At 72.8% G+C, this 26,056-nt stretch carries 23 protein-coding genes and 1 pseudogene; 12 read left to right on the top strand and 12 right to left on the bottom strand.

Features of this window, described 5'->3' with window-relative positions; genetic code table 11:
• Positions 1 to 279: 279 nt before the first annotated feature.
• Positions 280 to 990 (top strand): SDR family oxidoreductase, encoded by a 711-nt coding sequence (locus ACFVGY_RS20005; RefSeq protein WP_385679013.1) that lies wholly within the window; start codon positions 280 to 282, stop codon positions 988 to 990.
• Between the two features lie 170 nt (positions 991 to 1,160).
• Here the strand turns inward: ACFVGY_RS20005 and ACFVGY_RS20000 are convergent, their stop codons facing one another.
• Complete coding sequence (locus ACFVGY_RS20000) at positions 1,161 to 2,459, bottom strand: hypothetical protein (protein ID WP_385679010.1); 1,299 nt, start codon at positions 2,457 to 2,459, stop codon at positions 1,161 to 1,163.
• 160 nt (positions 2,460 to 2,619) lie between these two features.
• Positions 2,620 to 2,997 carry a hypothetical protein gene (locus ACFVGY_RS19995; protein ID WP_385679007.1) on the bottom strand — a complete coding sequence of 126 codons (378 nt, stop codon included), beginning with the start codon at positions 2,995 to 2,997 and terminating at the stop codon, positions 2,620 to 2,622.
• Positions 2,998 to 3,203: 206 nt separating this feature from the next.
• On the opposite strand from ACFVGY_RS19995, the gene ACFVGY_RS19990 reads away from it, so the two are divergent.
• The 3 genes from ACFVGY_RS19990 to ACFVGY_RS19980 are packed head-to-tail and all read left to right on the top strand — an operon-like array spanning position 3,204 to position 8,217.
• On the top strand, positions 3,204 to 4,568 hold the full coding sequence (locus ACFVGY_RS19990; RefSeq protein WP_385679004.1) for a CHAT domain-containing protein: 1,365 nt from the start codon (positions 3,204 to 3,206) through the stop codon (positions 4,566 to 4,568).
• 32 nt (positions 4,569 to 4,600) lie between these two features.
• Complete coding sequence (locus ACFVGY_RS19985) at positions 4,601 to 6,745, top strand: hypothetical protein (protein ID WP_385679001.1); 2,145 nt, start codon at positions 4,601 to 4,603, stop codon at positions 6,743 to 6,745.
• Entirely contained in the window at positions 6,742 to 8,217 is a 1,476-nt protein-coding gene (locus tag ACFVGY_RS19980; protein ID WP_385678999.1) for a lipase family alpha/beta hydrolase, read from the top strand. The genes ACFVGY_RS19985 and ACFVGY_RS19980 overlap by 4 nt, the downstream gene beginning before the upstream one ends.
• Here ACFVGY_RS19980 and ACFVGY_RS19975 read toward each other — a convergent pair.
• The 3 genes from ACFVGY_RS19975 to ACFVGY_RS19965 all read right to left on the bottom strand — a co-directional run bounded on the left by ACFVGY_RS19975 (position 8,204) and on the right by ACFVGY_RS19965 (position 12,443).
• A complete protein-coding gene (locus ACFVGY_RS19975; RefSeq protein WP_385678996.1) occupies positions 8,204 to 10,459 on the bottom strand; it encodes a hypothetical protein in 2,256 nt (751 codons plus the stop codon). The two genes, ACFVGY_RS19980 and ACFVGY_RS19975, sit on opposite strands and share 14 nt — an antisense overlap.
• A 9-nt stretch (positions 10,460 to 10,468) precedes the next feature.
• Positions 10,469 to 11,917, bottom strand: coding sequence for a hypothetical protein (locus ACFVGY_RS19970; protein ID WP_385678993.1), 1,449 nt, complete (start codon positions 11,915 to 11,917; stop codon positions 10,469 to 10,471).
• Between the two features lie 145 nt (positions 11,918 to 12,062).
• Positions 12,063 to 12,443, bottom strand: a complete 381-nt coding sequence (locus ACFVGY_RS19965; RefSeq protein WP_385678990.1) for a winged helix-turn-helix transcriptional regulator — start codon at positions 12,441 to 12,443, stop codon at positions 12,063 to 12,065.
• Between the two features lie 109 nt (positions 12,444 to 12,552).
• On the opposite strand from ACFVGY_RS19965, the gene ACFVGY_RS19960 reads away from it, so the two are divergent.
• Positions 12,553 to 12,960, top strand: coding sequence for a RidA family protein (locus ACFVGY_RS19960; protein WP_385678987.1), 408 nt, complete (start codon positions 12,553 to 12,555; stop codon positions 12,958 to 12,960).
• An 86-nt stretch (positions 12,961 to 13,046) separates the two neighbouring features.
• On the opposite strand, the gene ACFVGY_RS19955 is transcribed toward ACFVGY_RS19960, so the two are convergent.
• Both ACFVGY_RS19955 and ACFVGY_RS19950 read right to left on the bottom strand, forming a co-directional pair.
• Positions 13,047 to 13,268: a hypothetical protein gene (locus ACFVGY_RS19955; RefSeq protein ID WP_385678984.1), complete on the bottom strand. Its 222-nt coding sequence runs from the start codon at positions 13,266 to 13,268 to the stop codon at positions 13,047 to 13,049.
• Between the two features lie 91 nt (positions 13,269 to 13,359).
• Positions 13,360 to 13,632 (bottom strand): annotated as a pseudogene (locus ACFVGY_RS19950) (enoyl-CoA hydratase/isomerase family protein); the annotation flags it as partial.
• A gap of 243 nt (positions 13,633 to 13,875) precedes the next feature.
• Between ACFVGY_RS19950 and ACFVGY_RS19945 the strand changes: the two are divergent.
• The 3 genes from ACFVGY_RS19945 (at position 13,876) to yidD (ending at position 15,538) form a co-directional block, all read left to right on the top strand.
• Positions 13,876 to 14,175, top strand: coding sequence for a hypothetical protein (locus ACFVGY_RS19945; protein ID WP_385678981.1), 300 nt, complete (start codon positions 13,876 to 13,878; stop codon positions 14,173 to 14,175).
• Between the two features lie 178 nt (positions 14,176 to 14,353).
• Positions 14,354 to 14,833 carry a DUF5959 family protein gene (locus ACFVGY_RS19940; RefSeq protein WP_385678978.1) on the top strand — a complete coding sequence of 160 codons (480 nt, stop codon included), beginning with the start codon at positions 14,354 to 14,356 and terminating at the stop codon, positions 14,831 to 14,833.
• Between the two features lie 270 nt (positions 14,834 to 15,103).
• Positions 15,104 to 15,538: a membrane protein insertion efficiency factor YidD gene (yidD, locus tag ACFVGY_RS19935; RefSeq protein WP_385678976.1), complete on the top strand. Its 435-nt coding sequence runs from the start codon at positions 15,104 to 15,106 to the stop codon at positions 15,536 to 15,538.
• A 50-nt stretch (positions 15,539 to 15,588) separates the two neighbouring features.
• Here yidD and fxsT read toward each other — a convergent pair whose 3' ends face one another.
• The 3 genes from fxsT to ACFVGY_RS19920 form a co-directional block, all read right to left on the bottom strand.
• Positions 15,589 to 18,336 carry an FxSxx-COOH system tetratricopeptide repeat protein gene (gene fxsT / locus ACFVGY_RS19930; protein ID WP_385678973.1) on the bottom strand — a complete coding sequence of 916 codons (2,748 nt, stop codon included), beginning with the start codon at positions 18,334 to 18,336 and terminating at the stop codon, positions 15,589 to 15,591.
• Between the two features lie 45 nt (positions 18,337 to 18,381).
• Positions 18,382 to 18,888: a hypothetical protein gene (locus ACFVGY_RS19925; RefSeq protein ID WP_385678970.1), complete on the bottom strand. Its 507-nt coding sequence runs from the start codon at positions 18,886 to 18,888 to the stop codon at positions 18,382 to 18,384.
• 297 nt (positions 18,889 to 19,185) lie between these two features.
• Positions 19,186 to 19,959 (bottom strand): DUF4328 domain-containing protein, encoded by a 774-nt coding sequence (locus ACFVGY_RS19920; RefSeq protein WP_385678967.1) that lies wholly within the window; start codon positions 19,957 to 19,959, stop codon positions 19,186 to 19,188.
• A 380-nt stretch (positions 19,960 to 20,339) separates the two neighbouring features.
• Between ACFVGY_RS19920 and ACFVGY_RS19915 the strand changes: the two genes are divergently transcribed.
• The gene (locus ACFVGY_RS19915) at positions 20,340 to 20,831 is read left to right on the top strand and encodes a hypothetical protein (protein WP_385678964.1); all 492 of its coding nucleotides are present in this window, start codon (positions 20,340 to 20,342) and stop codon (positions 20,829 to 20,831) included.
• 291 nt (positions 20,832 to 21,122) lie between these two features.
• Here ACFVGY_RS19915 and ACFVGY_RS19910 read toward each other — a convergent pair whose 3' ends face one another.
• Positions 21,123 to 22,220: a LuxR C-terminal-related transcriptional regulator gene (locus tag ACFVGY_RS19910; protein ID WP_385678961.1), complete on the bottom strand. Its 1,098-nt coding sequence runs from the start codon at positions 22,218 to 22,220 to the stop codon at positions 21,123 to 21,125.
• A gap of 334 nt (positions 22,221 to 22,554) precedes the next feature.
• The gene (locus ACFVGY_RS19905) at positions 22,555 to 23,322 is read right to left on the bottom strand and encodes a DeoR/GlpR family DNA-binding transcription regulator (protein WP_385678958.1); all 768 of its coding nucleotides are present in this window, start codon (positions 23,320 to 23,322) and stop codon (positions 22,555 to 22,557) included.
• Between the two features lie 171 nt (positions 23,323 to 23,493).
• Between ACFVGY_RS19905 and ACFVGY_RS19900 the strand changes: the two genes are divergently transcribed.
• The 3 genes from ACFVGY_RS19900 (at position 23,494) to ACFVGY_RS19890 (ending at position 26,043) form a co-directional block, all read left to right on the top strand.
• Positions 23,494 to 24,720, top strand: coding sequence for an MFS transporter (locus tag ACFVGY_RS19900; protein WP_385678956.1), 1,227 nt, complete (start codon positions 23,494 to 23,496; stop codon positions 24,718 to 24,720).
• Positions 24,721 to 24,841: 121 nt separating this feature from the next.
• A complete protein-coding gene (locus ACFVGY_RS19895; RefSeq protein WP_385678953.1) occupies positions 24,842 to 25,444 on the top strand; it encodes an HAD family hydrolase in 603 nt (200 codons plus the stop codon).
• Entirely contained in the window at positions 25,441 to 26,043 is a 603-nt protein-coding gene (locus ACFVGY_RS19890; RefSeq protein WP_385678950.1) for a GPP34 family phosphoprotein, read from the top strand. The genes ACFVGY_RS19895 and ACFVGY_RS19890 overlap by 4 nt, the downstream gene beginning before the upstream one ends.
• Positions 26,044 to 26,056 lie beyond the last annotated feature (13 nt).

Genomic DNA, 26,056 nt, shown 5'->3' with positions numbered 1-26,056 from the left:
GGGGGGGCCGCCGGGCGGGGCCCCGGGGCGCGCCGGGGGGTCCCTCGACCGCATCTTGGAGTAAAACCCGGGGGACCCCGTTTCCGGGGCCGGGGTCTTTTTCTGACGGGGGGCCCCCGGCCGCGCCGCCGCGCCCGGGGCCTCCGCACACCCGTGGACCGGATCACCGTACGAGCTCGGCGTGCCGAACGCCCGGAGGCGTACGGCACCGCCGGGACCGACGAACCACTCGACGCCCTCCACCAAGACCGCGAAGGCACGCAATAAGGAGCATGATCGATGTCCGCACGATTCGCTGGAAGGGTCGTCCTGGTAGCCGGGTCGGGTGACGGCATCTGCCGGGCCACGGCCGTCGCGTTCGCCCGTGAGGGCGCCACCGTGATGGTCGCCGGACCGGACCGGGAGGAGCTGGAGGGCACGCTCAAGCTGATCCGTGACGCCGGTGGCGCGGCGGACTCGGTGGTGGCGGACATCGCGAGCGGTCGCGCGGAGGAATCCGCCCGCATGGTGGCCGCGACCGTCGAACGGTTCGGCACCGTCGACATCGCCTTCAACAACGCCACCGTGTCAGGGCCGACCAGCAACCTCGCCGACATCCAGGAGCAGGACTGGGCGCAGACCTTGGCCGCCAACCTCACCGGCGTGTGGATGGCCATGAAGCACGAGCTCTCCCGCATGGAGGCGAACGGCGGCGGCGTCATCGTCAACACCGCCTGCAACATGGCGCAGACCGGCCGCCTGGTCGGGCAGAGCGCCTACGCCGCGTCCAAGGCGGCGCTGTCCGCGCTGACCCGCACCGCCGCGCACGAGTACGTCGCCAAGGGCATCCGCATCAACGCGATCAGCCCCGGCCCGGCGAACGAGCCCGGCTCCTCCTTCGCCGACGGAGCCACGCCCGAGCAGGTCGCCGACACCGTGGTGTGGCTCTGCTCGGACGAGGCCGTGTTCGTCGTGGGCCACGACCTGGTGCTGGACAAGAAGACCGTGTAGGGCCGTGTCGGACCCTGTCCTTTCCGCCGTCGAGGGCCCGGCCGCAGGGCGGCGGCGCGCAGGACGCGCGGAGTCGTCCCGTGGGAGGCGCAGAACCGCCCCGCACGGGACCCGCCGCCGGCCAACGCGCGCCAGCGCCGCCCACGGCGCCGCCGGTTACGCGCCGCCGGTCACGCGGAACGACGGCGCCGGGCCACGGCGTACAGCGCTCCGCCGAGCGTCACGGCCGCGGCGGCGAGACCGCCCGCAGCCAGCGCGGGGGATCCGGTGTTGGCCAGGCTGCCACCCGTACCGCCGGCCGAACCCGGGGTGTTGCCGGCGCCCGGGGTGGCGCTCGCCGAAGCCGAGGCCGAAGCCGACGCCGAAGCCGAGGGCGAGGGCGATGCCGACGCGGAGGTGGACGCCGACGGGCTGGGCTGCGCCTTGTCGGCCGGCGTCACGGTGATGGTGAGCTTGGCCGCGTTGTTGCTGAGGTCCCGGTCGATGTCGGCGATGTTGAGCTCGCCGGGACCGCGGTCGGCCTTGTACCGGTACTCGCCCAGGTAGGTGCCCGGCTTGACCCACGGCTCGATCTTGAAGACCCCCTTCACCGAGCCGCCGGTCCCGCCGAACACCCGGCGCCCCTCCGGACCCGGACGGCCGCCGGCGAAGGTGATGCCCGGCGGCAGCACGAACTCGGTCTCCGCCACCTTGCCGTCGAGGGCGGTGGTGGCGACCGAACCGGTGCCCTTGACCTGCCAGCCCGGGTCGAGCCGCACCTCGCCGCCGGCCGGGCCGCTGCCGGCGGCCCCGTCCACGGTGAAGTCGGGCTGGTTCGCGGGGTTTGCGACCGCCACCTCGTGGCCCCAGCCACGCCACGCCTTGAACGGCTCGGCCGGCACGACCTGGAGGGCGGTGGCGGTTCCCCTGACCCCGCCCTGCCCCGGCTTGGAGATCGGCTTGCCGCCCGGGGTCCAGGAGACGTAGAACAGGTCCCGCCACAGCTCCGGGGTCGCAGTGACGTTCAGCCCCGTGTCGATCCGGTAGTACTTGCCCGGCTCGAAGGTGCCGGTGAAGCTGCAGAACAGGTACTCGTCGCGGTACGCCCGCACCGGGTCGACCTTGAAGTGTTCGCAGTTCGACGGCCGCTCCTGTGGATTCAGCTCCAGCCCCGGCGGCAGGTGGACGCCCAGTTCCGCCCCCTGGACGGGCTTGTCGCCGATGACGCTGAAGCCGAGGCGGAGACTCTGCTTCTGGCCGTTCTCGACCGTGGTGTCGAGGAGTTCCTCGGAGGGGGCGAGACCACCGTACGCGTCCGGGGAGTCCTTCGGCCCGTTCTGGCTCTGCTTGCCGGCCGCGGCATCCGGGATGGCCGGGCTCGGCGACGGCGCTGCCTGGGCAGCGGCCGCGGCGCCCAGCACCAGCGCGCCGCCGGCCAGCGCCGCCCCGAGTCGGTGCGCGGCCGTGCTGTGCGTGCGGTTCAACCTCATCAAGATGGTCCCCCTTGTGGGCATATGGGTCAGGCGTTCGAGCACGCTCGACGCCTGTACGACCGACCGCGGGCCCGACCGGTTGCCCCGGAAAGATCAAAAAACCAGCAGCGTCCGGACGAGGCCACCCGGGGCGGGGCGGGCGGCAGGTGACCCCGGGTCAGTTCTCGTGCGGTGGGGCGGCTGCGAGGAGTGCGCGCTTCACGTGGTCGTAGTCGGCCAGCGCCCGGGGGTCGCCCTGGTCGTAGTCGGTCCAGAACCCGGGGCGCTGCCAGCGGGCGTCCGCGAGGCGGGTACGGCCGCCGGCGATGGCCAGGGTCCAGCCGGGCGGTATTCGGGTGTCCACCGTCTCGAAACCGGCGGGGTCCCAGAGCAGTCCGGGGTCGGGCGAGTCGGGGCCGAGCACACGGATGTAGCAGTCGATGTCGTAGGTGACCATCTCCAGAACCGCATAGACACCGCCCACCCGGATCCCGCCGTACTCCGCGACGGGGACGTCGCCGTCGGGATGGATGATCTCCAGACATCTGACTCGCATGGTGAGAAGTCTCGCCCATACCGGTCCCCGGCCCCGGTCGCCGTCCGGTCACCGGGACCCAGCGAGGCGGCCGGGCTCCGGCACCTGGTCGTTCGGCCGACGGAGGCCCGCGGCGCGACGTCTGGTACGCCGTTCTTCGGACACGGCAGGTCGGTCGCGGCCATACTGGGCGTGGGTAAGCGTCATCGAGAGGCGGGGGATGCCGCATGACCGATCCCGCACGGGCCCTGCGGGAAGCACGTGCCGCCCTCGACGCGGTCATCGCCGAGATCCAGCAGGTGCCGCGTTTTCGGAACTTCCTGGCGGCACCCGCCTTCGACGACGTCGCCGAGGCCGCGCGAGAACAGCCCGTGACCTACCTGGCGGCGGCCGAGCGAGGCGGGGTCGCCTTGGTCGTGCGCGGCGCCGACGTCACCGAAGTCGCCCTGCCCGAGCTGACCAGGCGTGCCGTAGCGGACGGGCTGCGCGGCTATCTGGACCGGTACACCGAGTACCGGGCTGCGGAGACGAAGGCTGCGGAGACGAAGGCTGCGGGGCGACCGGACCGGGCGGTCGACGAGGATCGGGGTGGGTCACTCCTGACCGCCCGAAGGCGGTGGGACGACGCCTTGGCCGACCTCACGGACTGGCTGTGGCCGACGGCCATGGGACCGCTGGTGAAGGAACTCGCAGGCCCGGAGACAGGCCGTCCCGCAGTCCCAGTCCCCAAAGTGACGTTGATCCCGGGCGGGTTGCTCGGGCTGCTGCCGTTGCACGCCGCATGGCGGACGGACCCGGCCCGGCCGACCGGTCGTGAGTACGCGCTGGACCACCTCCAGATCTCCTACGCGCCGAACGCGCGCACCCTGTCCGCGGCACGTGCCGTTGCGGACGCCGTCCCCGGGCGGAAGGTCCTCGCCGTCGCACCGCCCCCGCGGGCCAACGACCTGCCGATGTCCGCGGCGGAGGCCCGGGCCGCTCGGCTGGCCTTCCCCGGCGGCTCGCTGGAGCGGCGCCTGACGGCCGACGGCCTCCTCACCAAGCTGGGAGCGGCCGATGTCCTCCACGTCGCCTGCCACGGGGTGGCCGACCTGGCCGCACCGCTCAACAGCAGGTTGATCCTCGCGCCCGGTGAGGAGGTCACCCTCTCCATGCTGATGGCGCAGGAGGTACGCATCCGGCTGGCGGTCCTGTCCGCCTGCGAGACGCTGCTGCCCGGCACCGAACTACCCGACGAGGTGGTGTCGCTGCCCACGGGGCTGATCCAGGCCGGCGCGGCCGGGGTCATCGCCTCCATGTGGGCGGTTCCCGACCTCTCCTCGGCCATGCTGATGATCGAGTTCTACCGGCACTGGCGCAAGGCCCCCGACGACCCGGCGGCGGCCTTGCGCAACGCTCAGATCTGGCTGCGGGACAGCACGTCCCGGACCAGGGCGGAACACTTCGACGGCGGGGGGAAGTGGCCACCCCCTTCGGTCACGCAGGAGGTCCTCGACAGGCTGTCCCTCCTCACCCCTGACGAGGGAGGCCCGCCGGACCTCCAGGACAGGGCCATGACCGGCTGGGCCGCCTTCGCCCACATCGGTGTCTGACGACGCGGAGTTGAGGACCCTCATTGGACGAAATGCAGCTCAGAACCGTAGCGGCGGCCCTGCGGTCCGCTGCGCACCTGCTCCTGCCGCCGCAGGAGGCCGCGGCGCTGGACGAAGCACTGGCCGAGGCGCTCCGGCGCCCGCCGGGCCGTGCCCTCCCCGTGCTCCGGCGGCTCCTGCTCTTCTCGCCTCCGTCACCCGACGTCCGCAACTGGGTCCTCGCCCGGCTCGGCGGGCCCGCGGCCCCGGAGTCCGACCCGGTGCGGGTCTGCGGCGACGAAGGCGACGCGGCTTCGGACGACCTCCCGGGCGTCGACGACCGCGTGGTGGCCCTCTGGATCGAGGAGCGGGACGAGGACGACCTGCGCCCGCTGGACGAGGGCCATCCGTACACGGCCGTGCTCATGGCCACCGCCGATGGCCCGGACGCCCGGTACTCCGCCGAGGTGTCCGTGCCCGCCGCCGAAGTCCCGGCCGGCGGGCTGGTGACCCGCTGCGTACTGTCCTCGACGTCGGTGCGGCTCGAAGCCGACCCGAGGGACCCCGACATCCTGTTCTCCACGGTGGAGGCAGGGGACCGCACCCAGTGGTGCGCCGCCTTTCCGTTCGTCGTACCCGCCGACAGCGACTCGGCACGACACCGGATCCGGCTGACACCGGTGACCGCGCCGGAGGCCCGGCTCGACGCGTACCTCTTCGTCGGCGACGACCTGTACCGCCGTCTCGCCGTGTCGATCGTCGTCCGGCCCGCGTCGGCCCCGGCGCAGGGCGAGGCGGACGACGAGACGGACGAGGAGGAGGCCGCGGAGCAGGACGAGCCGCAGGCGCAGCCGCCGATCGCCGTCCTCACCGTGGGGAGCCTGCCGGCCGCACACGCCGGGCTGGTCCCGCCGTCCGCCTGGCAGCGGCCGGCATCCCACCTGGACGTCACGGTCGTCTCCGCCACCACGGCGATGGTCCGCTGCGAGGACTTCGGCGTGTTCGCCCACGTCCCCTGGACGGCGACCGCGGGCAGCCTGGAGACCCGGGTGGCGAACGTCCGCGGCGCGCTCGACCGCCTCCGGCAGGCGCACGGCGAGCAGTTAGAGCTGGTCTCGGCCGAGGACCTGTGGGCGGACCTCGCCCGTCACGTGCCCTCACCCGACTGGGTGTCCGACGCGCAGGCACCGCGCGAGCCGTTCGCTTCGGCCTGGGCGGCAGTCGCGGAGAGCGACGAACTGCGCGAGCTGGCGTTCGAGGGCTACCAGCTGTACCGGGCGCTCTTCGCGGACGAGGAACTCCGACGCTACGTGGAGCGGTTGGAGCCGGGTGACCGCCTGACCGTGAACTGGTTGGAGGGCGTGACGGAGCGGGTTCCCCACGTGCCGTTGCCGCTGCTCCACCTGGAGCCGGTGTCCCCGGGCCGGCCGGTCGACCCGTCGGCGTTCCTCGGACTGCGCTTCCGGCTGGGGTGGATGAGGCGGCAGACCAAGGGCTCGCGTGCGCTGGGCGACTGGCGCCGGACCACCCGTGCGCACCTGCTCTACTGGGTCCAGGATCCGTCCGACGTCGTCGGTGCCGAAGCCCGGCGGCACGCAGAGGAGCTGAAGCGCTGGCAGCCCGCGCTGCTGCTGCCCGACGGCGAACCGCGCATCACCGACCTGTCCCGGTTCCTGGCAGCGCCGGAGCCGCACCCGGTGTCCCTGCTGTACTTCTACTGCCACTGTGTCAGCGGCACCGGGTGCGATCCGCGGCTGCGGCTCGGACCGACCAACGACACCGGCGACGTACTGCGCCGCGTCGACATGGGCAGTGATCCGTTCACCGACCAGCCGGTCGTCTTCGTCAACGCCTGCGGCACCAACGAAAGCGATCCCCTGCTGGTCAACCAGCTCATGGACGGCTTCCTGGACCGGGAGTGCCGCGCCTACATCGGAACCGAGGGACGTGTGCCGCCCGGCCTCGCAGCCCGGTTCGCCACCGCGTTCTTCAGCTTCCTCTACGGCACGACGGGCACGGACCGGGCACCGGTGGGGGAGTCGCTGGCCCAGGCCAGGCGGTTCCTGTGGCAGCGCTACCGCAATCTCGGCGGCCTCTTCTACGGCTACGTCAACGACGGGCTGCTCTACCAGGCGGACGACGACCACGTCCGCCGCCTCGGCGCCGTCTCCACCACCGGAGAAGGGAAGAACAGATGAGCACCGATCCCTGGGAACGGTTCCAGGCCGGCGGGGCCGCCCTACGCCTGCAGATGATCCGGGACGCGGCGGTCCGCGAGCAACTCCGGCCCCACCTCGGCACACCGGCCGTCGACGCGTACCTCCGACTCGCCGGAAGGATCCCGCGCGACGCCGTCCACCTCGGCGAGGACCACGTGCCCAACCTCGTCTTCGTGCCGGGCGTCATGGGCAGCGTCCTCGCCAGCACGGGTCTCGGCGGGGTGTGGTGGCTCGACGTCCGCAGCCGCCGTCGGCTGGACCAGCTCGGGCTCTCCGCCGACGGGGAGGAGGACGCCACCCCGGGCGCGCGCATCACCCCCGTCGCGGTCGACGCGAGCTACGACGCCTTCTGCACCGCCGCGCTGGCGCGGGACGACGTCGGGCACCTCACCTTCCCCTACGACTGGCGCCGTCCCGTCCCGGCCGTGGCCGGCGGGCTGCGGGACCTGGTGAACGACACCTTCCTCCGCAACGGCAACCGACCGGTGCACCTCGTCGCCCACAGCATGGGCGGCCTCGTCGTCCGGGAGGCACTGAGGCAGGCGCCCGACCTCTGGGACCGCGTCGGCCGGATCGTCTTCCTCGGCACCCCGCATTACGGCTCGCCGGCGATCGCCGGCTACCTGAAGAACCACCTGTGGGGATTCGAACTGCTCGCCCTCCTCGGCCGCCACCTCTCCCGGGCCACCTTCCGCTCGCTCTGGGGCGTCCTCGACCTCCTGCCGGCACCCGCGGGGGTGTACCCGGGCACCGGGGCGCAGCCGGACACGGACACGGCGGCCCGGCACGACGACCCGCAGACCCACCCCTGCGTCAACTTCGACCTGTACGACGCGGGCGCCTACCGCCTCGGGCTCGATGCGGCCGAGCAGACCCGGCTGCAGCGAGCGCTGGACGGCGCCCGGGAGTTCCACGTCCGGCTGGCGGCATCACACAGATCGCTGCCCCAGGAACGCCGGGACCGGATGCTGGTGATCGCCGGCGTGGGATACCGGACGCTGTTCCGCCTGGCCTACCGGCCGGCCTTCGGTTTCCTGTGGGAGCACATGGACCGGGTGACCACGAGGAGGCCGGGAGATCCGCACCGCGAGGGCGACGGCCGCGTTCCCCTGGTGTCGGCGCAGCTGGAGTCCGTGGGCGATACCCGCTACGTCCGGGCGGAACACGGCGGGCTGCCCGGAGTCCCCGCCGTCTGTTCGGCGGTCTTCGACTGGCTCGGCGGCAGGCCCGTACGCCTGCCCCTCACCCCGGCAGGGGCACTCGCGGCCACTCTCAGCGACGACGTCCACCTCGACGCGCCGGAGCTCGCCCCCGCCCACCCCGCTCCCGGGCAGGCGGACGATCCGGGGTACCTGCAGGTGGAACCCGTCGACGAGGCCGCCCTGGCCCGCTGCGAGGCAGCAGCGGCAGCCGGCAGGCTGCCGGAATTCGCACGGGTCAAGGTGCTCTGACCGGGTTCCGGGCCGCATGTTCGGCGGCTCGTACGCGCTGCGCCGCGTCCGCCAGGCGATCGAGCAGCTCGCGTGGCAGGCCGGCAGCGCCGCGTCCGATCCGTGCGCTCCGCAGCGTCAACGCCTCTGTCAGCAGGACCAGGCGGCAGGTCTCCATCAGCCGTACCGCCTCCTGCGGACGGCCGGCCGCCGCGCTGGCGTAGGCGGCTTCGCTGCTCAACTCGCCGCCGGAGCGCAGCCACCGGGCACCGTGCCGTGGGTCGGCCTGGCCGCGGGCCAGCTCGTGCAGGGTGTCGACGGCGATCCGGAAGCCCACTGCCGCGTCCTGCGGGCGCAGCTCGGCGCTCGCCCAGCGCCCCCACAGCGAGCCGATCCACCACAGCATTTCCGGGTCGGTCCGCGCGTCGTCGGCCCACACGTGCCGCAGTGTCCGGCGAACGGCCCGCAGCGACACCGGGACGAGGCCGGCCGCCGCGGCGGCGAGGGTCAGGACGAGCTGAGCGGCACGGATGCGGTGGCGGTCCAGGAGCGGTGTCCGCCGCCGGGCGAGGGCCCGCACCATGGCCAGCGCGTCGAGCAGGCCGGCCTCGCCGTCGACCGCCGTGCCGGCGCGGTCGGCAGGGCCGGTGCGCTCGGCAGGGCCGGTGCGACCACCGGAACCGGCCCTGCCGCCGCCTGCCCCGCCGTCAACGGTGAACACGTACCGCTCGAACAGGGCCAACGCCAACGCGAGCCCGATCCTGGAGGCGTCCGGCGAGCGGGGCGAGACGTCGGCGTGGGCCTGCCGAAGGCTGTGGACCGCCCGGGCGAGGTCGCCCTCGTCCTGGCTGACGGCGAACCGGTCACGCCAGGCACTGCCCGTGCCGGCCAGCGCCGCCCGCCGCACGGCCGCCGGGGGATCGCCGTCCAGGGCCTCGGCGAACACGGCAAGGGCCTCGTCGAACAGCGCCGGGTCGGCGGACTGCCGCGCGGCCTCCTCGGTGACCACCGCCTGGTTGACGAGCAGGGCGCGCCGCTCCCCGGTCCGGGCGACAGGCGATCCGGCGGCCTCCCTGGCGAGTTGCAGGGCGGTGTCCAGAGCAGCCATCGACCCGGTCGCCTCGAACCTGCGGTACCAGTAGCCCGCCCAGTGGCCCACGGCGGCGGGGCGGTCGTGGGACGTCTCGGGCGCTGCCGCCACTGCGGCGTGCAGGGCCGCGCCGGCCTGCTCCAGGTCGGCACCGTCGGCGTCGCGCCGGTGCCGGTCGAGCAGTGCGATGCCGAGGTCGAGGTGGCGGCGGAGCTGCTCGGGCGCAGCCGCGGGCGTGGCGTCGGCGGCGGCGGACAGCAGCGTCACCGCCAGGTCGAGGTCCTCGTCGTGGCCTCGGGCCGCGTACCGCTGGCGCAGCACGCAGCCCAGCGTGTGGGCCGTGTCCGCCCCGGCTGCTCCCGCCTCCCACACGGACGTCAGATCCCGTACCGCCGCGTTCAGGTGACTGATCCGGTCGGTCTCGCCGTACGACCGCAGCCTCCCCAGGGCGAGCCGGAGGTGGCAGTCGGCCCAGACGGGCGTGCCGGGCCGGGCTGACCGGGCCGCGTCACGCAGCAGCCGCAACGCCCGGGCGCCGCAGTCCGCCGCATCCGGGGTGCCGGGGTCGTCGGCCAGCTCGTTGAGGACCAGGCCGAGATTGCTGCGCCGACCGGCGGCCAGCGCAGACGTTCTGGGGGTGAGCGCGACCGCCGACTCCAGCCAGGCGCGGGCCTGTTGCAGGTGTTGGACGCCGCCCACCGCGAAGAAGCACAGCAGGTGTGCCCGCGCGGCGTCGTTGAGCAGGGCGGCGAGCAGGGCGGGGTGCGCGCCGGCGAGGGCCGGTTCCCTGATCACCCCGCCCCAGGCGGCTGTCCACCGTACGGCGTGCTCCGCGCGGCGGGCGGGCGAGTCCGCCTCGGTGAACCCCACCTCGGCGCGCTCCGCATCCTGGTGCCGGTCGGCGACGAGCGCGTAGCAGGTGGGATCGATGACCGCACTGTCGGGTGGAAAGACCGCCCGGGGGTCGGCGCGGCACCGGGCGAGGAAGCGCAAGTGCTGTTCGGCGAGGAGCCGGCGGCCCTGCGGTCCGCTCGGCGCCAGCCGCCTGAGCCTGAGGGCCGCGGGTTCGCCCAGGATCTCGGGGTGTGCGCACACGATCAGGCCCACCAGGTGGAAGTCGTCCTCCGCGAGGTAGCCGCGGACGATCTCGTCGAACGGCAGGAGCGTCGTCATGCCGGTCCACTACCCCAGGCCCTGTCGGGCTGACTCCACCCGCCGGACGGCCCGGGTGTAACGGTGCCGCAGGTCTTCGGGCAGCCGGTCGACTGCCGCGGGAACCAGGTCGAGCGCCTCGCTGAGGAGGACCGCGCGCCCCCGCTCCAACCGGGCCGCGGCGTCCTCCGCCCGCCCGCGCCGAACCAGTGCGTAGGCCGCCTCCTGGGCGAGCCCGCGCAACGCGGCCAGCCACGCCTCGTGGTGGCGGCGCAGGGACTGCGCCCGTCGCAACGCGTCCTCTGCCTGGAGCAGGTACCCGTCGGCTTCGCCGACGTCCTCCCACGCGGACCGCTGCGCCGCCCAGCGCATCCAGTTGTCGGCGGCGTGCACGGTCATCTCGGGGGCGATCAGGAGTCCCGCGGTGCAGGCGCGCCGCAGCGTCCGTCGTGCGGCGGCGACGTCGTCGGCCGAGCCCGTCAGGTCGGCGACGGCCTTCTGGGCCGCCCCGAGGACGTTCAGCCGGCTCGCCAGGTACGGTGCGGTGTCCTCCGTGACGGACACGGCCTCGGCGAGGGTGTCGACCGCTGCGCGCAGCACCGGCTCGCTGCGCTCCGGTTGCCCGGCGAGGCGGTACGTATCGGCCCTGTCGACCAGGGCGTTCCCGAGATTGGACAGGAAGGTGGCCCGGCCGGCGACGCCCCAGGGGGAGACCTCGAGCGCCTTGCGGTAGGCCGCGATCGCCGCGTCCAGGTCGTGCGGGTCCACGTGCCCGTCCGGTGGGGGCGATTCCCGGTCGCCGAACTGTGTGCCGAAGCGGGTCAGCAGCGCGTTCCCCAGGTTGTTGAACCACCCTCCCAGCTCAGGATCGTCCGCGTGGGCGGCCTCCACCGCCGCCTGGGCGAGACGGACCGACTCTCGCAGGTCACGGTCCTCGACGAGCCGCTCGTAGCGGTCCATGTGCAGCATGGCGAGGTTGCTGCAGATCCTGGCCCAGCCGAGAGCGGCGCGGGGAAGCACGGCCAGGGCCCGGCCGCCGAGGGCGATCGCCTGATCGAGGTCGGTGAGCGAGCCCGTGGCGTCGTAGCGGTCCCACAGGCACAGCGCCAACGTGGCGGCGCACTCCGCCCATTGCGCCGAGTCCTCCGCCACGGCCGCCATCGCCGTCCGCACCGTCCGCATGGCCTCGGCGAGGTCGTCGCTCTCACCGGTCACGTCGAAGCGGTCGGTCAGGACGACGGCCAGGTCGTTGGCGCGCGCCGCCCGGTCGGTCGTGCCGGTGGCGAGCGCCGTTCGGTAACCGTCGACCGCCAGGTCCAGGTCCGCGCGCTCGCCGCTGCTCCAGAACCGCCTGCGATGGGCGGAAGCCGCTCGGCTCCACAGCTGTGCCAGCGTCTCCGGGTCCGCGCCGGCGGCCTCGGAGCGCCGCAGCTCGCGCAGGACGTCCTCGGGCCGGGGCCCGGGCGCTTCCGATTCCATCTCCGCACCGCCCATCGCTCGGTCCCGGCCACGGTCATCGTCGAAGAGCCGAATCATCGCAGCACCGGGCAGTGCCCGGTGGCCCTTTGACGAGACTGCGCGGTCAGATCACGACGGCTGCGCGCAGGGCCGGCCAGCGCACCGGTCAGGCATCGAAACGGAGGCGGGAGGCCTCGATGTGGCCGAGGTACCGATGGGTCCAGTCGCACAGTCCGTCGATCGTCACCCGCAGGGCCCGGCCCGGTTCGGTGAGGGCGTACTCGACCCGCGGCGGCACAGTGGGGTGCACGGTCCGCTCGAGCAGTCCGTAGCGCTCCAGCATGCGCAGGTTCTGCGTGAGCATCTTGTGGCTGATTCCCTCGATCTCATTGCGCAGCTCGCTGAAACGCAGGGTGTCTTCGCCCAGGGCCTCGATGATCAGGAGCGCCCACTTGTTGGCGACGTCCGAGAAGATCTCCCGCGCCAACGAATCCGCGCGCCTCAGGTCCGCTTCGTCGGGCGAGCCCGTGAACTGCTTGGTCACCATCGGGTTCCCCAGTCACTGAAAAGTGCGTTCTTCCATGTCAGCGGCCACTCTCCTACGGTTTCCCAGTAACCACAAGAGAGCACGTGCAGAACTATGGAGGGCAGACATCATGGCCATCACCCTGGTGAACCCCGAAGGATTGCCGGAAGTCGACGCCTACCGACAGGTGTCGGTCGCGACGGGGTCGAAGTTGGTCTTCATCGCCGGCCAGGTCGCCTGGGGAGCCGACGGTGTCACCGTCGGTGAAGGCGACCTCGCCGCTCAGGTCGAGCAGTGCTACTCCAACGTCGGCACCGCCCTGGCCGCGGTCGGGGCCTCCTTCGACGACGTCGCGAAACTGACCTTGTACGTCGTGGACTGGACGCCCGACAAGATGCCGCTGCTGATGGAGGGGATCACCCGGGCGGCCGTGAAACTGGGGGTCGCACCCGTTCCGCCGGCCACACTGCTGGGCGTTGCGGCACTGGACGTACCCGAGCACCTGGTGGAGATCGAGGCCACCGCCGTCCTCGACTGAAGGTTGCCGCGGCCTTCCGACCGTGACCACGAGGCGTACGTCGACGCCCCACCGAGGAGGTCCCGTCCCCGCCGGCCGCGCGGACGTCAGACGTGGGCGTGGGCGTGGGCGGTGAGCGTGTCGAGGAAGGCCGCGGTGAGCGGGTCGGGTGCGGGGCGGGCGTAGGCGCACAGGACGCGGCGTACGGGCGGGCCGGGGTGGAGGCGGTGGTCGGTGAAGCCCGGCGGCAGGAGGTTGGCGGGGACGAGGGCCGGGCCCAGTCCGGCGGCCGCGAGGAGCGGCGCCGCGGCGGTCTGCTCGGTGCGCACGGCGATGCGGGGCTGGAAGCCTGGTCCGCCCCCTGGCGGCGAAGCGCATGTCGAGTGCCGTCGCCAGCTCGTTGCCGCCGCCCCGAAGACGCCTGGCGAGCTTGGCGATCGTCACCTGCGGCAGCGCCCGAAGGCGCAGCATCAGCTTCTGCATCGGGTTGATCAGCGACTCGTCGCCGCCGGTCATGGCGTCCGGGTTGGTCAGCTCCGCGAAGGTCTCCGGCTCGACCATGAAGCCCAGGTCGACGTGGGCGACGAAGAAGTCCGGGTCGGCGCTCTGCACCACGATCACGCGCACCCGTTCGTCCTCGCGGACGGTTCCGACGAAGTCGTGCAGCTCATTGATGAGCGTCGTGTCGAGCATGTTGACCGGCGGGTTGTCGAGCGTCACATGAGCCACGCCCGCGTCGATCGCCACCCGCATCCCTCGTAACCGTCTTCACCCCGCCCGGCCGGCCGGACCGGCGCGCTGCCGGCTCGTCCCGTTGCGCGGTGAGCGCGTCGTCGGGCGAGCGTTGCTCGGTGGGGTGCCCGGAGGCTGCGACGGCTACCGTGTCGAGGTACCGAGAGGCGTCGATCCTTGGGGGGACCAGTGGGGCGCAGCAGCATGCCGGTAGAGAACCGGGGTGACACCGAACTCTGCCTCTTCATCGAACCGTACTGCGAGGACTACTGGATGAAGCCGGGGGAGGCACTCACGATCCGTTCCGAGGCGGAGGGGATCGACGTCCGGTTCGACACCTACGTCTCGAAGGGCTGCGTCACCGTGTGGCTCTATGAGGACGGCGCCCCACACAAGACCGTTGTCGACTACGCAGTCGTCGACGCGAGCGGCCTCCGGCTGGATTCCGGACACCAGAGGCCTCGTGACCAGCGTTGGTCGGCAGCCGGCCCCGTCATCGACTGACGCTGACCGGCCTGGCCGACCCCGCAGCCTCCTCGCGCACCGCAACCCTCGCCGCCCACCCCTCGCGGGACGCCGCAGGGCACCACCAAGGTCCGGACCCCGCGCGCAGCCGATCCGCGAGACCGGGTCGGCCACTCGTCCATGATGATCGGGAGGGCTGCGGATTTCGGGAGGCTGCGTGGATGAGGACGGTGGTGTGGAGCTGATCCACCTGAGCGACCCGGACAGCAGTGTCCGACTGCGCGTACTGGGGCGGAACAGGCCGGGGGACACGCCGTACAACGACTACCTCGACGCCGAGCTCGTCATCACGAGCGCCTTCGCCGACGGGCGCCTCGGGCTGTGCTTGTCGCCCGAAGCCGTGGATGACTGGTCAACGGCCGTGGCCGAACTCTGCGACGGGCGGGGCATCCGCTGGACGGCCACGGGCGACACCGAGATCCGGATCGAGATCGACAGGCACTTCTCGGTGCCCCGTCCCGTCGTCACCGTGGACGACAGCGGCGAGTCCGGGGTCTCGGTCCGGGTCGTCCTGGATCCGGGCAACGGCTGGGACAGCAAGCTGCGGGAACAGCTGGGCCAGGTCCGTCAGGCATGGCCGAACGAGGTCGTAACGACACCACGGTCAAGAAACCACTGGCATCGACTTCGGGCGTAGCCGGCACATGAGCGTGCAACACGCTGCGGCCAGCGAAGCGGACTGCGGACCCGTACGCCGCAGTTCGGGTCCTGCCGCCCCCACGCGCACGGCACAGCGGCCGGATCCTCGTGGGACCCGGCCGCTCGCTCCTCGGCCGGCGGGCCCCCGGAGTCTGGGAAGGCGACGGTTCCTGACGCCGGCGTCGGGCGCCCGGGGCCGGGAGCACGCCGCTGAGCTGCTGCTTTTCGGGAACGTAGGATCCGGTCAGGACGCAGATGAGGGGGCAGCATGGCGAAGCAGCGACGGAAGCCGGACGCAGAGCGGCGGCAGGACGAAGAGGGGTGCGTCGAGGGGGCCCTCGACCAGTGCCTCATGTGCCGTCAGTGCTGCCCGCAGATGTGGATCGCGTCCCTGGCACTGGCACTCCTGAGACCCGCTTCCGGTGGCTCCGCCGCGCGGGCGGTGGATCCGGCCGCGCCGCGCCCGCCGGGTCGCCTGGCGGCGAGGATGTACGACGCCACCCGCTGGTACCGGAGCTCGGTCAGTCCGACCCGTCGGGCTTGCTGCCCCTACACCCCGAGCTGCTCGACCTACGCGGTCAAGGCCCTGTCCCGGCACGGGGCACTGCGCGGCGGCCGACTGATCGTGGGGCGGCTCCTGCGCTGCCGCCCCGCGACCGCCCGACGCAGGGGCTTCACCGACCCCGTCCCCCCGCTGAGCTGACCGAAGCGCCTGCTCGCCAGACGGAGACGCATCAGGGACGAAACGACCGGCTACCGCTCGCGCCCCATGGCGCCCAGGCGGCTCTTGAGCTGCTGGGTGAGCCTGTGGTGCTCCCCGAGGACGCGCCGGGCGTCGCTGTGCGCCTCCTCGTAGTGGATCAGTGCCTCGTCGATGTCACCGGCGAGGCGGTGGGCACCGCCGAGCGTGCCGCGGGAGGAGATGGCATCTGGATGGTCCCCGCCCAGCACGCGAACCCGGTCGTCCAGGACGGTTTTCAGTAGGGGCAGCGCGGCATCGAGCTGCCCGGCCTCTGCTTGGGCGCAGGCGAGGTTGTTGCGGGCCGTCAGCGTGCCGGGGTCGTCGGGTCCGAGAACCCTCGTCCGGCCTTCCAGGGCATCCTTGAACAGGGCGATCGCCCGTTCGGACTCACCGTTGTTGCTGCAGCACACCGCGAGGTTGTTGACAGAAGTCATGATGTCCGGGTGGTCGGGGGGCAGCACGCGGCGCCGGTCGGCGAGGACCGCCTCCGCCAAGGCGACCGCGCGTTCGTCACCGGCATCGTCGTAGGCGAGGGCCAGGTCGCTGCGCGAGGTCAGCGTGTCCGGATGGTCCTCGCCCAGTACGCGTGCGCGGTCGTCGGCCGTCCGCTCGTACAGCGCCGTGGCCCGTTCCAGGTCGTTGGCGGCGCAGTACACGGAGGCCAGGTTGTGGGCGATGGTGAGGGTGCGCGGGTGGTCCGGTCCGAGCACGCGGCGGATGTCGCCGAGGAGTTCGGTGTACAGCGGGATCGCGAGGTCCAGGTGGCCTGCCGAGCGATGGGCGTGCGCGAGGTTGTTGCGTGTCGTCAGAGTGTTCTGATGGTCCCGGCCGGCCGTGTCCTCCAGTGTGGCCAGGACCTCGGTGTACAGCGGGATCGCCAGGTCCGGGCGGCCCGCCGAACCGTGGGCGTGCGCGAGGTTGCCGCGTGCCATCAGGGTCCGCGGGTCGTCGGCGCCGAACAGTCGGTGCGAGTCGTCGAGCACTTCGTTGAGCTGGTCGATGGCCAGCTTGGTCCTGCCCGCTGCCTCGTGGGCCCCGGCGAGGAGGATCCGGGTGACGACGGTTTCCGGGTGGTCCTGCCCGAGCACGTCACGGCGGCCGGCGAGGGCCGATTCGAACAGGGGGATCGCACGGGTGAGGTCCCCGGCTTCCTCGTACGCCGAGGCGAGCGCGACGCGCAGGGTGAGGGTGAGGTGTTGTTCCGGGCCCATCTCGTGCTCGCACGCGTGGAGCAGCTGCTGCAGGTAGGGCACGGCGCGGTGGTCCAGGTCCTGCCCGATCAGGAGGGTGGCGGTGCTGAGGAACAGGCCGTCGGCGGAAGGGAGACGGGCGAGGTGGGCCGAGTTCGCGACCCACGCGTCGATGTGCGGGAGGAGGCGCCGGACGAATGAGTCGGCCGGTGGTGCCTCCTCGGAGAGGGCGGCGGCGAGCAAAGCGACGGCGGCGGTTCGCCCTTCCGTGACGGCTTCGGGGCTCCGGTGCGGATCTCCGTCCTCCGGGGTGCGGCCGAGGGCCTGGACGAGCCGGTGGACGGCCACGGAGCCCGCCTCCGGGTCGGCGGTGATCATGCTGTAGGCGATCAGGAGACCGATCGCGTTGTTCACGGTGGGCGGGTCGGCAGCGCCGCCGAGCAGGGTGACGGGGACGTTCTCGGGTGCGTACCAGGCCAGGATGCGCAGCAGGTCCGTGGCCAGGGGTTCGAGGGCGGTGATCCGGTCCAGGGTGATGTTCCAGATCCGAGCGACGGTGTCCTCGGCCCGGGTGGTGGCCGCGCCGCGGCGGTACATCGCCGCCGGGTGGCCGGCGAGGAGGGCCAGGTAGGCGCGGGGGGTGGTCAGTGTGTTCTGGGCCAGGTAAGCGCCCACCTGCTTGATCGCGAGGGGCAGGTGGCCGAGTTCTTCGCACAGCTCGCCTGCGCCGTCCAGGTCCCGGGGGCCGGTGGCGGTGGTGATGCGGGTCAGCAGGGCGAGGGATTCGGCCGGGCCGAGGGCGTCGAGGCGGACCAGGGTGGTGGCGTGGGGCCACGGGGTGGCGAGGCGGCTGGTGAGGAGGAACCGGCCGGCTGGGGCGCGGGCGAGGAGGTGGGCGATGTCGGCGGGGTCGTTGACGTCGTCCAGGACGAGCAGCCAGCCGGTGTGGGTGGCCAGCCATTGCAGGGCGTACTCGGCGAGCGCCTCGGCTGGCTGCCGCAGCAGCTCGGTGAACGCTGGCTGCAGGGCGGTGGCCAGCTCGGCCAGGCCCTGCTGCACGCTGGCCGGGCTGTCGGCGGTGATCCAGCGGACGGGCGCGTGGCCGTGCGGGCGGGTGGCGGCCCAGTGGGCGGCCAGGGCGCTCTTGCCGATCCCGCCCAGCCCGTGCACGGCCTGGACCAAGGCGCTACCGGGAGTGTTCACGGCGGCATCGAGGCGGTCGAGCTCGTCCTCACGGCCGACGAAGTGGTGGGGGTGGGGGCGGTCGGGCAGGTTGTCCAGGCCCGCCGGAGCGTTCACCTCGGCGGCAGACCGCAACACTTCGGGTGTCAGGCTCACCAAGGTGGTGGCGGTGTAGATGCCCGAGACGGCAATTCCCCCGTGCGCGGCGGTCGCGTCCCCGCTGCGGGACACCTGCTGCGTGCCGGGCTGATCGCCGCCGGGTGCTGCAGACCGGGCGTCCCAGGCCTCGGGAGCAGCCGCCCCGCCGCTGCTGCCGGTTTCCGCCTGCGCGTCCGCGCTTGCGCCCCCGTCGCGGCTGCCGCCCCTGCGCCATAGCCTTCTGATCACGCCGTCCCCCCGAGCTCCTCGACCAGTGACTGCGCTGCAGGGCGGTTACTCGTTCACGATGCCGCTGACGGCGCTGGAGCCCGCTCCGGTGGCCTCTGCGTCCCCCGTGTGCGCTGCCCGCGCCACGCCCGCGCGCCCGCCGGCGTTCTTGATGCCGGAGACAGCACTGCCTCCGTCACGGGCGACGGCTTTCCCCGTCCCGATCGCCGTGCTGCCCGTCGAGGAGGCGACGTACGACAGCAGCTCGTGCAACTGCTCGGCCGCGCGCTCCCGCTCCTGGGCGTCGAGACCCTCCAACAGGGCCTCGAACCGGCCCTGCCACAGACCCTCCTGCCGTACCCCCTCGGTCACGACGCCGGCCGAAGCGCCCTGGCTCAGGGCCTGCCCCGTTTGGTCCAGGCGTTCGAGCTCAGCCCGTCCCCGCGCAGCATCGCCGCGGCCGAAGATCTCCGCGATCCGCCCGCGCAGCCCGTTCCACGCATCAGTGCCTGCCGCTTGGACCACCGCACCGCCACCTGCCGCAGCCAACGCCGTCAGTGCCTCGACCAGCATGCCCCACCCCTTCGCGCAGCGGATCGGATGCCCGCCGCCGTCCCTTCGCCGGGCAACCACGCAACGGCCAGTCAACAACACGCTCAGCACGGTGCGAGGAGTTTTCGTCCAAACTGGGCGGCGGTCCCCCTGTCGTGCGCGGCCCGGTCCCGGGGCGGCCCACCGCGTGCCGCGTTGCTGCGCGGCTCCTGCTCGTGCGTCCGTGGTACTGGCCCGACGCCTCCGGCGGCCGCACCGCCGGCTCGAACATCTCCTCGGCCTCGCAACGCTCCGACCCACGCGGAACCGGGACCGGGGTCAGGAGGCGGCGAACGGCCCCTGTGTGGCCCGGAGGTGCTGCAGGGCCGTCAGCTTGCGTACGAAGACGATGGCCAGGACGGCCGCGAGGACGGTGGTCAGGTCGCAGACCAGGCCGAAGGCCGCTGCGTCCTGCCCTTCCTCCGCGGTTTCGGCCTTCAGGTAGAGCTGGCCGGAGATCCGGTCGAGAACCGTCGACACGACGAAGGCCAGCCACCAGGCGACGACGGGTGCCTGCGAGACGGCACGGAAGGACCCGTCGCGGGACAGCTGCACGCTGGCTTCCCAGATCTCGCGGGCGGTCCGGAACGGCAGGAAGAGGTGGGCGACGGGGATGAACCAGCCGCCGATAGCCCAGCCCGGGGTCTGGCTGAACCCGTCGGGGCGGAAGACCTGGGCGTTGGCCCGTACCCGGTGGAACCAGACGAGGAACACCACGGCGGTGCCGACGAAGGAGAGGAACTGCAGCAACCCGGCGATGCCGGTGAGCAGATCCGCCGTCGTGAAGGTGTCGTACACGGACACGCCGTTCGCGGCGAGGCTCGCCATCGCCGACCAGGTGTAGGCACTCACGGCGGACGAGAAGAGGTTGACCGCGGCTCCGACGGAGAGCAGGACCGTGAGGGCCGTTGCGAGGCCCTGCGGGGAGCGCAGCAGCCCGGCTCCGTACGGCTGCCCGGGGTACGGCTGCGCCGGTGGCGCGGCGGCGTACGGACCACCCGGGACCGGGCCCTGGGGCTGGGAGGGCGGTGAACCGGGTGCACCAGAGAGCATGATGGAGATCCCCCCACGGGAACGACGACAGAGAAACGGGCCGCCTCCTGGGCGGCCCGCGCCCGGTGAACATATGTGATCAGCGGGAGCAGGGTCCATGAGAATTCATGCCTGCCGATGGCTGGATGGGGACGACGGGCGAAGGCCCAGGGCCGGGACGGCGGTCGGCGGTCGGTGTAGCTGGCCGCAGAGCCCCGGGTTCGCCCGCTCGGCCCTCTTGGCCCGCGATCCCGGAGGTCTGCGGAGCGCCGGTCCACCCCGCCTTCAGGATGCGCCCGTTGGGGGACCGGATTCCGCCATGTGCGCTCGGCGTCGGAACTACCCGTACGGATCGAATGGTTTCCTGTAGCCCATGCGTCGCTCGTCCCAGAGGGGGGACCATGGTGCTGTTTCCTGTGGAGATAGGCCCGTTGAACCCGGAAGTGCCCGATCTGGTAGTCGCGGGGCTGCTGTTCCCGGTGTGCTTCCTCGCGATGGCCAGGTTGCTGTTGCCGCGTGCCCGGCGGGTGATCGCCGAGCGGGAGGATGCGCTCGACGGCGGTCTCCGCAGGGCAGAGGCCTCGTGGGAGGAGGCCAGGCAGGTGCGGGAGGAATACGAGCGGCTCATGGCCGAGGCGCGGCACGAGGCGGCGCGCATCCGGCAGGCCGCGGTCGAAGAGGGCGGCCAGCTGATCGGGGAGGCGCGCGCCGTCGGGCTTCGAGAGCGCGAGGAGCTCGTAGCCGCCGGGCGGTCCCGGATAGCCGCGCAGCGTGCCGCCGCCGAGGAAGCCCTGCGGGGCGACATCGAGGCGCTGGCCGTTGAGTTGGCCGGCCGGATACTGGGGGAGGAGGTCACCGCGCGGGGCGGGGGCGGTCGTCCCTCCACGCCCTAGCGCACGCCCGCCGGTTCAGCCCGGCGTGCGCGTTGGATTCGGCTGCTGCACACCTCCGGGGCGCGGCGCCGTCCCTCGACGGCGGCGGTGCAGGGGCCCGTTGAGCTGCTCGAACAGGCGGCCTCGTGGCCGTCGGGCGACGTAGGCGTGGACCGTTTGGTGGTGCGGGTGCGGGTGCGGGTGCGGGTGCGGGTGCGGGTGCGGGTGCGGTCCGGGCCCGGCGTCGGGCTGTCGGGTTCGGTGTCACCAGGGCACAGCCGGTGTCGGCGGCGAGGGGCCGGGCGGGGATGGTCAGGAGACCGGAGGTTCCTCGGCCTCCGACTCCCGGAGCGTCCTTGACATCGATGTCAGGGCGTCCACGAAGGCGGCCGGGGGGCCGTCGGACTCCAACAGGCTGTGCCGGTGGGCGAGGTAGCCGAGCTGGAAGCGGCTCGTCGCGCCCAACTGCCGCATGATGGCGGACACGTGGCGCTGGCAGGTGCGTACGGAGATGCCGAGCGCGCGGGCCGTGGCGCGGTCGTCGTCCCCCTGGACCAGGTGCTGGAGGATGGACCGCTTCGCCTGGTCGGCCATGCCCTGGATGAAGGCCTTCTCGCGCGGCTTGCCGATGTGCTCGCCCGTGGCCCACAACAGGTCGAACGTTTCCGCGACGAACGCGACCAGCTCCGGACTGCGCACCAGCAGCGCCCCGCCCTCCGTGTCCTGCAGCGGGAGCACGAGCAGCGTCCGGTCGAACACCAGGCAGCAGGTCAGTCCTCCGGAGACCGTCCTGGCCTCCGCCCCGCGGTCCGCCATCTCCGCCTCGAACCGCACGATCACCGGGTCGAAGCGGGCGGAGTGCTGGTACAGGGTGCGGACGCCGACACCGCGGGCCAGTAAGTCCCGGCTGCGGCCGAGGGCGGTGCGGAGCCCGTCGGCGGGCTGCGGCCCGCCCGGCTGGGCGCTGAGCACCTCCCCGGTGCAGGCGGCCGCCTGCTGCTTGACGATCCGCAGCAATTCGGCCGCCGATTCGATGCGTTCCAGCGGCGGCCCCTGGAGGGTGCGCTGGCGGGCGGCGTGGACGATGGCGAGCTCGGCGAGCTGGCCGCGCATGCGCAGCAGGTCGAGCTGGGCTCCCTGGACGCGCTCCTCCCACCGCTTCAGCAGTTGCTCGGAGACGTCGGTGGGGTTGGCGGCTGCGAAGCAGTCCGGGCCTATCTGCTGGACGAGGCCGGCGTCGAGGAGGGCGTCGAGGGTGGCCGCCCCGCACCGCCGGTCCGCCCGGGCGTACAACTGGCTGCCGCGCAGGGGGCCGTGCTCAGCGAATTCGCGGTAGAGGGCCATTTCCTCCGGGGTGAGCTCCCTGAGTCGGTCGCGGTCCTGCGGGCGCTGCAGTGCGGCTGTGTCCATGTCGCTGCCTTCTGGTTCGCATCCGTTGCGACCGCGATGCTAGAAGACTCCGTTCCGCCGCGCTGCCTGCACGAACGCGTTTCGGACACGGCTTTTCGCCGTGGGTGGCACCCTGACGCCCCGTCGGCATCCGCCCTCTGCTCCGTGATCTTGAGCGGTGGCGGGGCGACCGCGGGCCGGCTTCCCGCTTCCGCAGGGTGGGCCGGGACCCGGCGTGAAGCGCGCCGAAAATTGCTGCAAGTCCTTTCTGTCGTCTTCCCGACAGTCGCCAACACGACGGTCGCACCCCATTGGCAGCCGGAGCCCTCCCCTTCGATGCTGGTGGGGCGGCGGTTCAGTCGCCCGTCGGATGGACCACCTCCGCGCCGCGCTCCCGCAGTGCCTCGACCGCGGGGGAGTCGGCGGGGGCGTCCGTGACGACGATGGCGATCTCCTCCACGGAGCAGATCCGCCCGAGGGCGGCGCGGCCGAGCTTGTCGGCGGTCGCGACGAGGACCACGCGCTGGGCGGAGGCGACCGCGGCCCGCTTCACCTGGACGTCGTCGAGGTCGTAGGCGGTGGCGCCCTGCACCGGGTCGATGCCGCAGCAGCCGAGGACGAACGTGTCGAAGCAGAGGTCGCGGAAGGTCTCCACCGGGGTCTGTCCGTGGAAGGACAGCTCCTCGGGGCGCACCTGGCCGCCGGGCAGGATGAGCTGGATGCCGGGCTGTGCGGAGAGGGCGAACGCGGCGTGCAGTGAGAGGGGGGAGACGGTGAACTGCCGGCCGGCCATGGCCTTGGCAACGGCCACGGCGGTGGTGCCGGTGTCCAGGGCCACGGTCTCGCCGTCGGTGAGCAGCTCGACCACGGCGCGGGCCAGCCGCTCCTTGGCGTGCGCCCCGGACATGGCCCGGACGGCGTAGGGCGGCTCGACGCCGCCGGGCAGGGCGCTCACGGCGCCCCCGCGGACCCGGCGCAGCGCGCCCCGGGACTCCAGGACCTCCAGGTCCCGGCGGACGGTCATCTCGGACGCCCCGGTGGCCTGGGCCAGCTCGGCGACGGTCGCGCGGTTCTGCTGCATGAGCAGTTCCACCACGAGCTTGTGCCTCTCCATCACGTTCATGTGTCTGCTTTTAGCACAGGCGAGCGCGCGACGGGCCTCGTCATGAGCGTTCCGAACACCAAGACTGTTGAAACGAACATTCAGTCTGCGTATTGTGTGCGAAGAAGTGTGAACTTCAGGCTGTCGTGAACGTTGAACGTGTTCATTCGTCTATGAGCGATGAGGAGATCGATGTCCGCCACCCGTGGGGGCGAGCCGCCGGAAGCGGCAAGGCCCCTCCTCACCACCGTCGCGATCGTCGCCTCATGCGTGGCGTTCGTCGTGATCGGCGCCCTCCAGGCGCTGTACGGCCCCGCGATCCCGGCCCTGCGGGAGGAGTACGGCATCAGCCCCGCCGTCGCCGGCCTCAGCCTCAGCGCCCACTTCGTCGGCGCGCTCCTCGGAGTGCTGATCTACCACGTGCTGCGCGGCCGCCTCAGCAACCGCGTGCTGCTCGGCGGCTCGTACGTGCTCATGGCCGCCGGGTCCGCCGCCTTCGCCTTCTCGCCGAGTTGGATCCCGGCCCTCGCCGGCACCCTCGTCATCGGCCTCGGCTTCGGCGGCATCGACTACGGCCTCAACCAGCTGTTCGCCGTCGGCTTCGGCCACCGCAGCACCGCCATGCTCAACCTGCTCAACGGGCACTTCGGCATCGGAGCCATCGCCGGCCCCGCCCTGATCGGATGGCTCGGCGCGGAGAACTACCCGGGCATCTTCCTCGGCATCGGGGTGCTCAGCCTGCTGATCCTCCTCACGCTGGGCGGCGTCGCCGCCCGCGAGCCCGCACCCGCCCCTGCCGAGGGCGCCGCCGCGGGCGGAGCACGGGTCATGCCGATCATCGCGGCGTTCATCGGCATCTACGTGCTGCACGTCGCCATCGAGACCGGCGTCGGCGGCTGGGAGCCCACCCACCTGGAGGCCGTCGGATACGGCGCCGCCACCGCCGCGACCGCCACCTCCGCGTACTGGGCGGCCATGACCGTCGGCCGCTTCGTGGTCGCCCCGCTCAGCCTGCGCTGGTCCGCCCCTTCGATCCTGATCGTCTGCTGCGCGGGCATGGCCGGCTTCCTGCTCCTGGCCACCGTCCCGGCCCTCGCCCCGTACGCGTACTTCGGCGTCGGCCTGATGATCGCGCCGATCTTCCCCACCTGCCTGCCCTGGCTCAACCGGGCCGTTCCCGGCGTGGCCGCGGCCGGCGCGTACGTCATCGCCGCCTCGATGATCGGCGGTGTTGCCTTCCCGCCGCTGCTCGGAGGGGTCATCGACACGATGGAGGTGAAGACGGTGCCACTGCTGCTGTTCGTGCTCGCCGTCGTCTGCGGCGTCCTGAGCCTCTGGCTGCGCCGCAACGCCCCCGACCCCGGCGGTGTGCCCGGCCCCCGCGACGCGGGCCGCGCGGAAGCCGTCACCACACCGTGAACGGGGCACCTCGTGAGCCCCGTGAGCGCTGTGCCCCCGTGGACGCAGCGATCCCCGTGGACGCAGCGATCCCCTTGGGCGCCGTGCCCCCCGTGAACCCCGGAAAGCGAGGAAACCGAGGATGAAAGCAGTCCTCTTCGACATGTTCGGCGTCATCGCACGCCTCCAGTCACCCCAGTCCCGGGCTGCGCTCCAGGCCGTCGCCGGCGGCGACCCCGACCGCTTCTGGGAGGCGTACTGGTCGCAGCGCGCCCCCTACGACCGCGGCGACGTCACCGGCCCCGCCTACTGGCAGGGCGTCTGCGCCGCCCTCGGAACCACCCCCGACGAGCGACTGACCAAGGACCTGATCGCCGCCGACCTGGCCAGCTGGAGCGAGGTCGACGACCGCGCCGTCGCCCTGCTCGCCGACCTGGCCGACCGCGGGGTCGTCCTCGGACTCCTGTCCAACATCCCCGAGGAGCTGGCCGCCCGGTACGAGGCCACCCAGCCCTGGCTCGACAGGTTCGCCGTGCGCGGCCTCTCCTGCCGGATCGGCAGCGCCAAGCCCGAACCCGCGGCCTACGAGTGGTGCCTGCGCGAACTCGGGCTGCCCGCCGCGGAGGTCCTGTTCGTCGACGACCGGGAGGACAACGTCCGCGCGGCCCGCGAACTCGGTCTGCAGGGGCACCTGTTCACCACCGTGGACGAACTGCGGACCGCCCTGGAGGCGGACCTGCCGTGACGGCGACGCCGCAGCTCTACGCCCTGTGCGCCGCTGCGGACGGGTGCTTCCCGCCCCCGCGACGGGAGGCGGAGGCCGGCCGCGCCCTGGCCGGCGCGCTGCTGTTCGAGGGCGCGCTGGCAGGCCGGCTGGAGCTGCACGGCGACCGCGTACTGCCGAAGTCGGGGGCCCGTACGGGCGATCCGGCGCTGGACGTGCTCTTCGCGCGCGTGGCCGCCTCCCCGCGGCCCCGCGCGCCCGCCGACTGGGTGGAGCGCCTGGGCCCCTGGGCGCTGGCCCTGCCCCGCCCCGGACCCCTGCCGGGCGCGCCGCCCGACGGGCCGGCCGGCCCGCAAACCCGCGCCGCCCGGCAGCGGGTGGCCGACGCCGTCCGGGAGCCGCGCCGCGCCGTGCTCCCCGCGGTGGCCGCGGGCGCCCTGCTCGCGGCGTCCGGACTGCACGACGCCTGCCTGCCCGGCCTGAGCCGGGCTCAGGCGGCCCGCCTCACCTCCGCGGCCGTGGCGGCGCTCGGCCCCGTCGGGGTGCCCGTCGCAGCCGCCGCGCGGGCGGTTTCCCGCTCCCTACGGGCCTCCGCCGCGAGTCTCGCATTTCCCGGCTAGGGAAATCCGAGAC

It is taken from the genome of Streptomyces sp. NPDC127106 (assembly GCF_042677605.1).
In the GTDB taxonomy this organism is placed as follows: domain Bacteria; phylum Actinomycetota; class Actinomycetes; order Streptomycetales; family Streptomycetaceae; genus Streptomyces.
The sequence above is the reverse complement of the archived record's forward strand: the minus strand, read 5'-3'. Positions and strand labels throughout refer to the sequence as shown.

What these genes read in the sequence shown, in the direction of transcription:
- ACFVGY_RS20005 (WP_385679013.1), top strand. Translation starts at nt 280, where the DNA reads ATGTCCGCACGATTCGCTGGAAGGGTCGTCCTGGTAGCCGGGTCGGGT.
- ACFVGY_RS20000 (WP_385679010.1), bottom strand. Translation starts at nt 2,459, where the DNA reads ATGAGGTTGAACCGCACGCACAGCACGGCCGCGCACCGACTCGGGGCG.
- ACFVGY_RS19995 (WP_385679007.1), bottom strand. Translation starts at nt 2,997, where the DNA reads ATGCGAGTCAGATGTCTGGAGATCATCCATCCCGACGGCGACGTCCCC.
- ACFVGY_RS19990 (WP_385679004.1), top strand. Translation starts at nt 3,204, where the DNA reads ATGACCGATCCCGCACGGGCCCTGCGGGAAGCACGTGCCGCCCTCGAC.
- ACFVGY_RS19985 (WP_385679001.1), top strand. Translation starts at nt 4,601, where the DNA reads ATGCAGCTCAGAACCGTAGCGGCGGCCCTGCGGTCCGCTGCGCACCTG.
- ACFVGY_RS19980 (WP_385678999.1), top strand. Translation starts at nt 6,742, where the DNA reads ATGAGCACCGATCCCTGGGAACGGTTCCAGGCCGGCGGGGCCGCCCTA.
- ACFVGY_RS19975 (WP_385678996.1), bottom strand. Translation starts at nt 10,459, where the DNA reads ATGACGACGCTCCTGCCGTTCGACGAGATCGTCCGCGGCTACCTCGCG.
- ACFVGY_RS19970 (WP_385678993.1), bottom strand. Translation starts at nt 11,917, where the DNA reads ATGGAATCGGAAGCGCCCGGGCCCCGGCCCGAGGACGTCCTGCGCGAG.
- ACFVGY_RS19965 (WP_385678990.1), bottom strand. Translation starts at nt 12,443, where the DNA reads ATGGTGACCAAGCAGTTCACGGGCTCGCCCGACGAAGCGGACCTGAGG.
- ACFVGY_RS19960 (WP_385678987.1), top strand. Translation starts at nt 12,553, where the DNA reads ATGGCCATCACCCTGGTGAACCCCGAAGGATTGCCGGAAGTCGACGCC.
- ACFVGY_RS19945 (WP_385678981.1), top strand. Translation starts at nt 13,876, where the DNA reads ATGCCGGTAGAGAACCGGGGTGACACCGAACTCTGCCTCTTCATCGAA.
- yidD (WP_385678976.1), top strand. Translation starts at nt 15,104, where the DNA reads ATGGCGAAGCAGCGACGGAAGCCGGACGCAGAGCGGCGGCAGGACGAA.
- ACFVGY_RS19925 (WP_385678970.1), bottom strand. Translation starts at nt 18,888, where the DNA reads ATGCTGGTCGAGGCACTGACGGCGTTGGCTGCGGCAGGTGGCGGTGCG.
- ACFVGY_RS19920 (WP_385678967.1), bottom strand. Translation starts at nt 19,959, where the DNA reads ATGCTCTCTGGTGCACCCGGTTCACCGCCCTCCCAGCCCCAGGGCCCG.
- ACFVGY_RS19915 (WP_385678964.1), top strand. Translation starts at nt 20,340, where the DNA reads ATGGTGCTGTTTCCTGTGGAGATAGGCCCGTTGAACCCGGAAGTGCCC.
- ACFVGY_RS19910 (WP_385678961.1), bottom strand. Translation starts at nt 22,220, where the DNA reads ATGGACACAGCCGCACTGCAGCGCCCGCAGGACCGCGACCGACTCAGG.
- ACFVGY_RS19905 (WP_385678958.1), bottom strand. Translation starts at nt 23,322, where the DNA reads ATGAACGTGATGGAGAGGCACAAGCTCGTGGTGGAACTGCTCATGCAG.
- ACFVGY_RS19900 (WP_385678956.1), top strand. Translation starts at nt 23,494, where the DNA reads ATGTCCGCCACCCGTGGGGGCGAGCCGCCGGAAGCGGCAAGGCCCCTC.
- ACFVGY_RS19895 (WP_385678953.1), top strand. Translation starts at nt 24,842, where the DNA reads ATGAAAGCAGTCCTCTTCGACATGTTCGGCGTCATCGCACGCCTCCAG.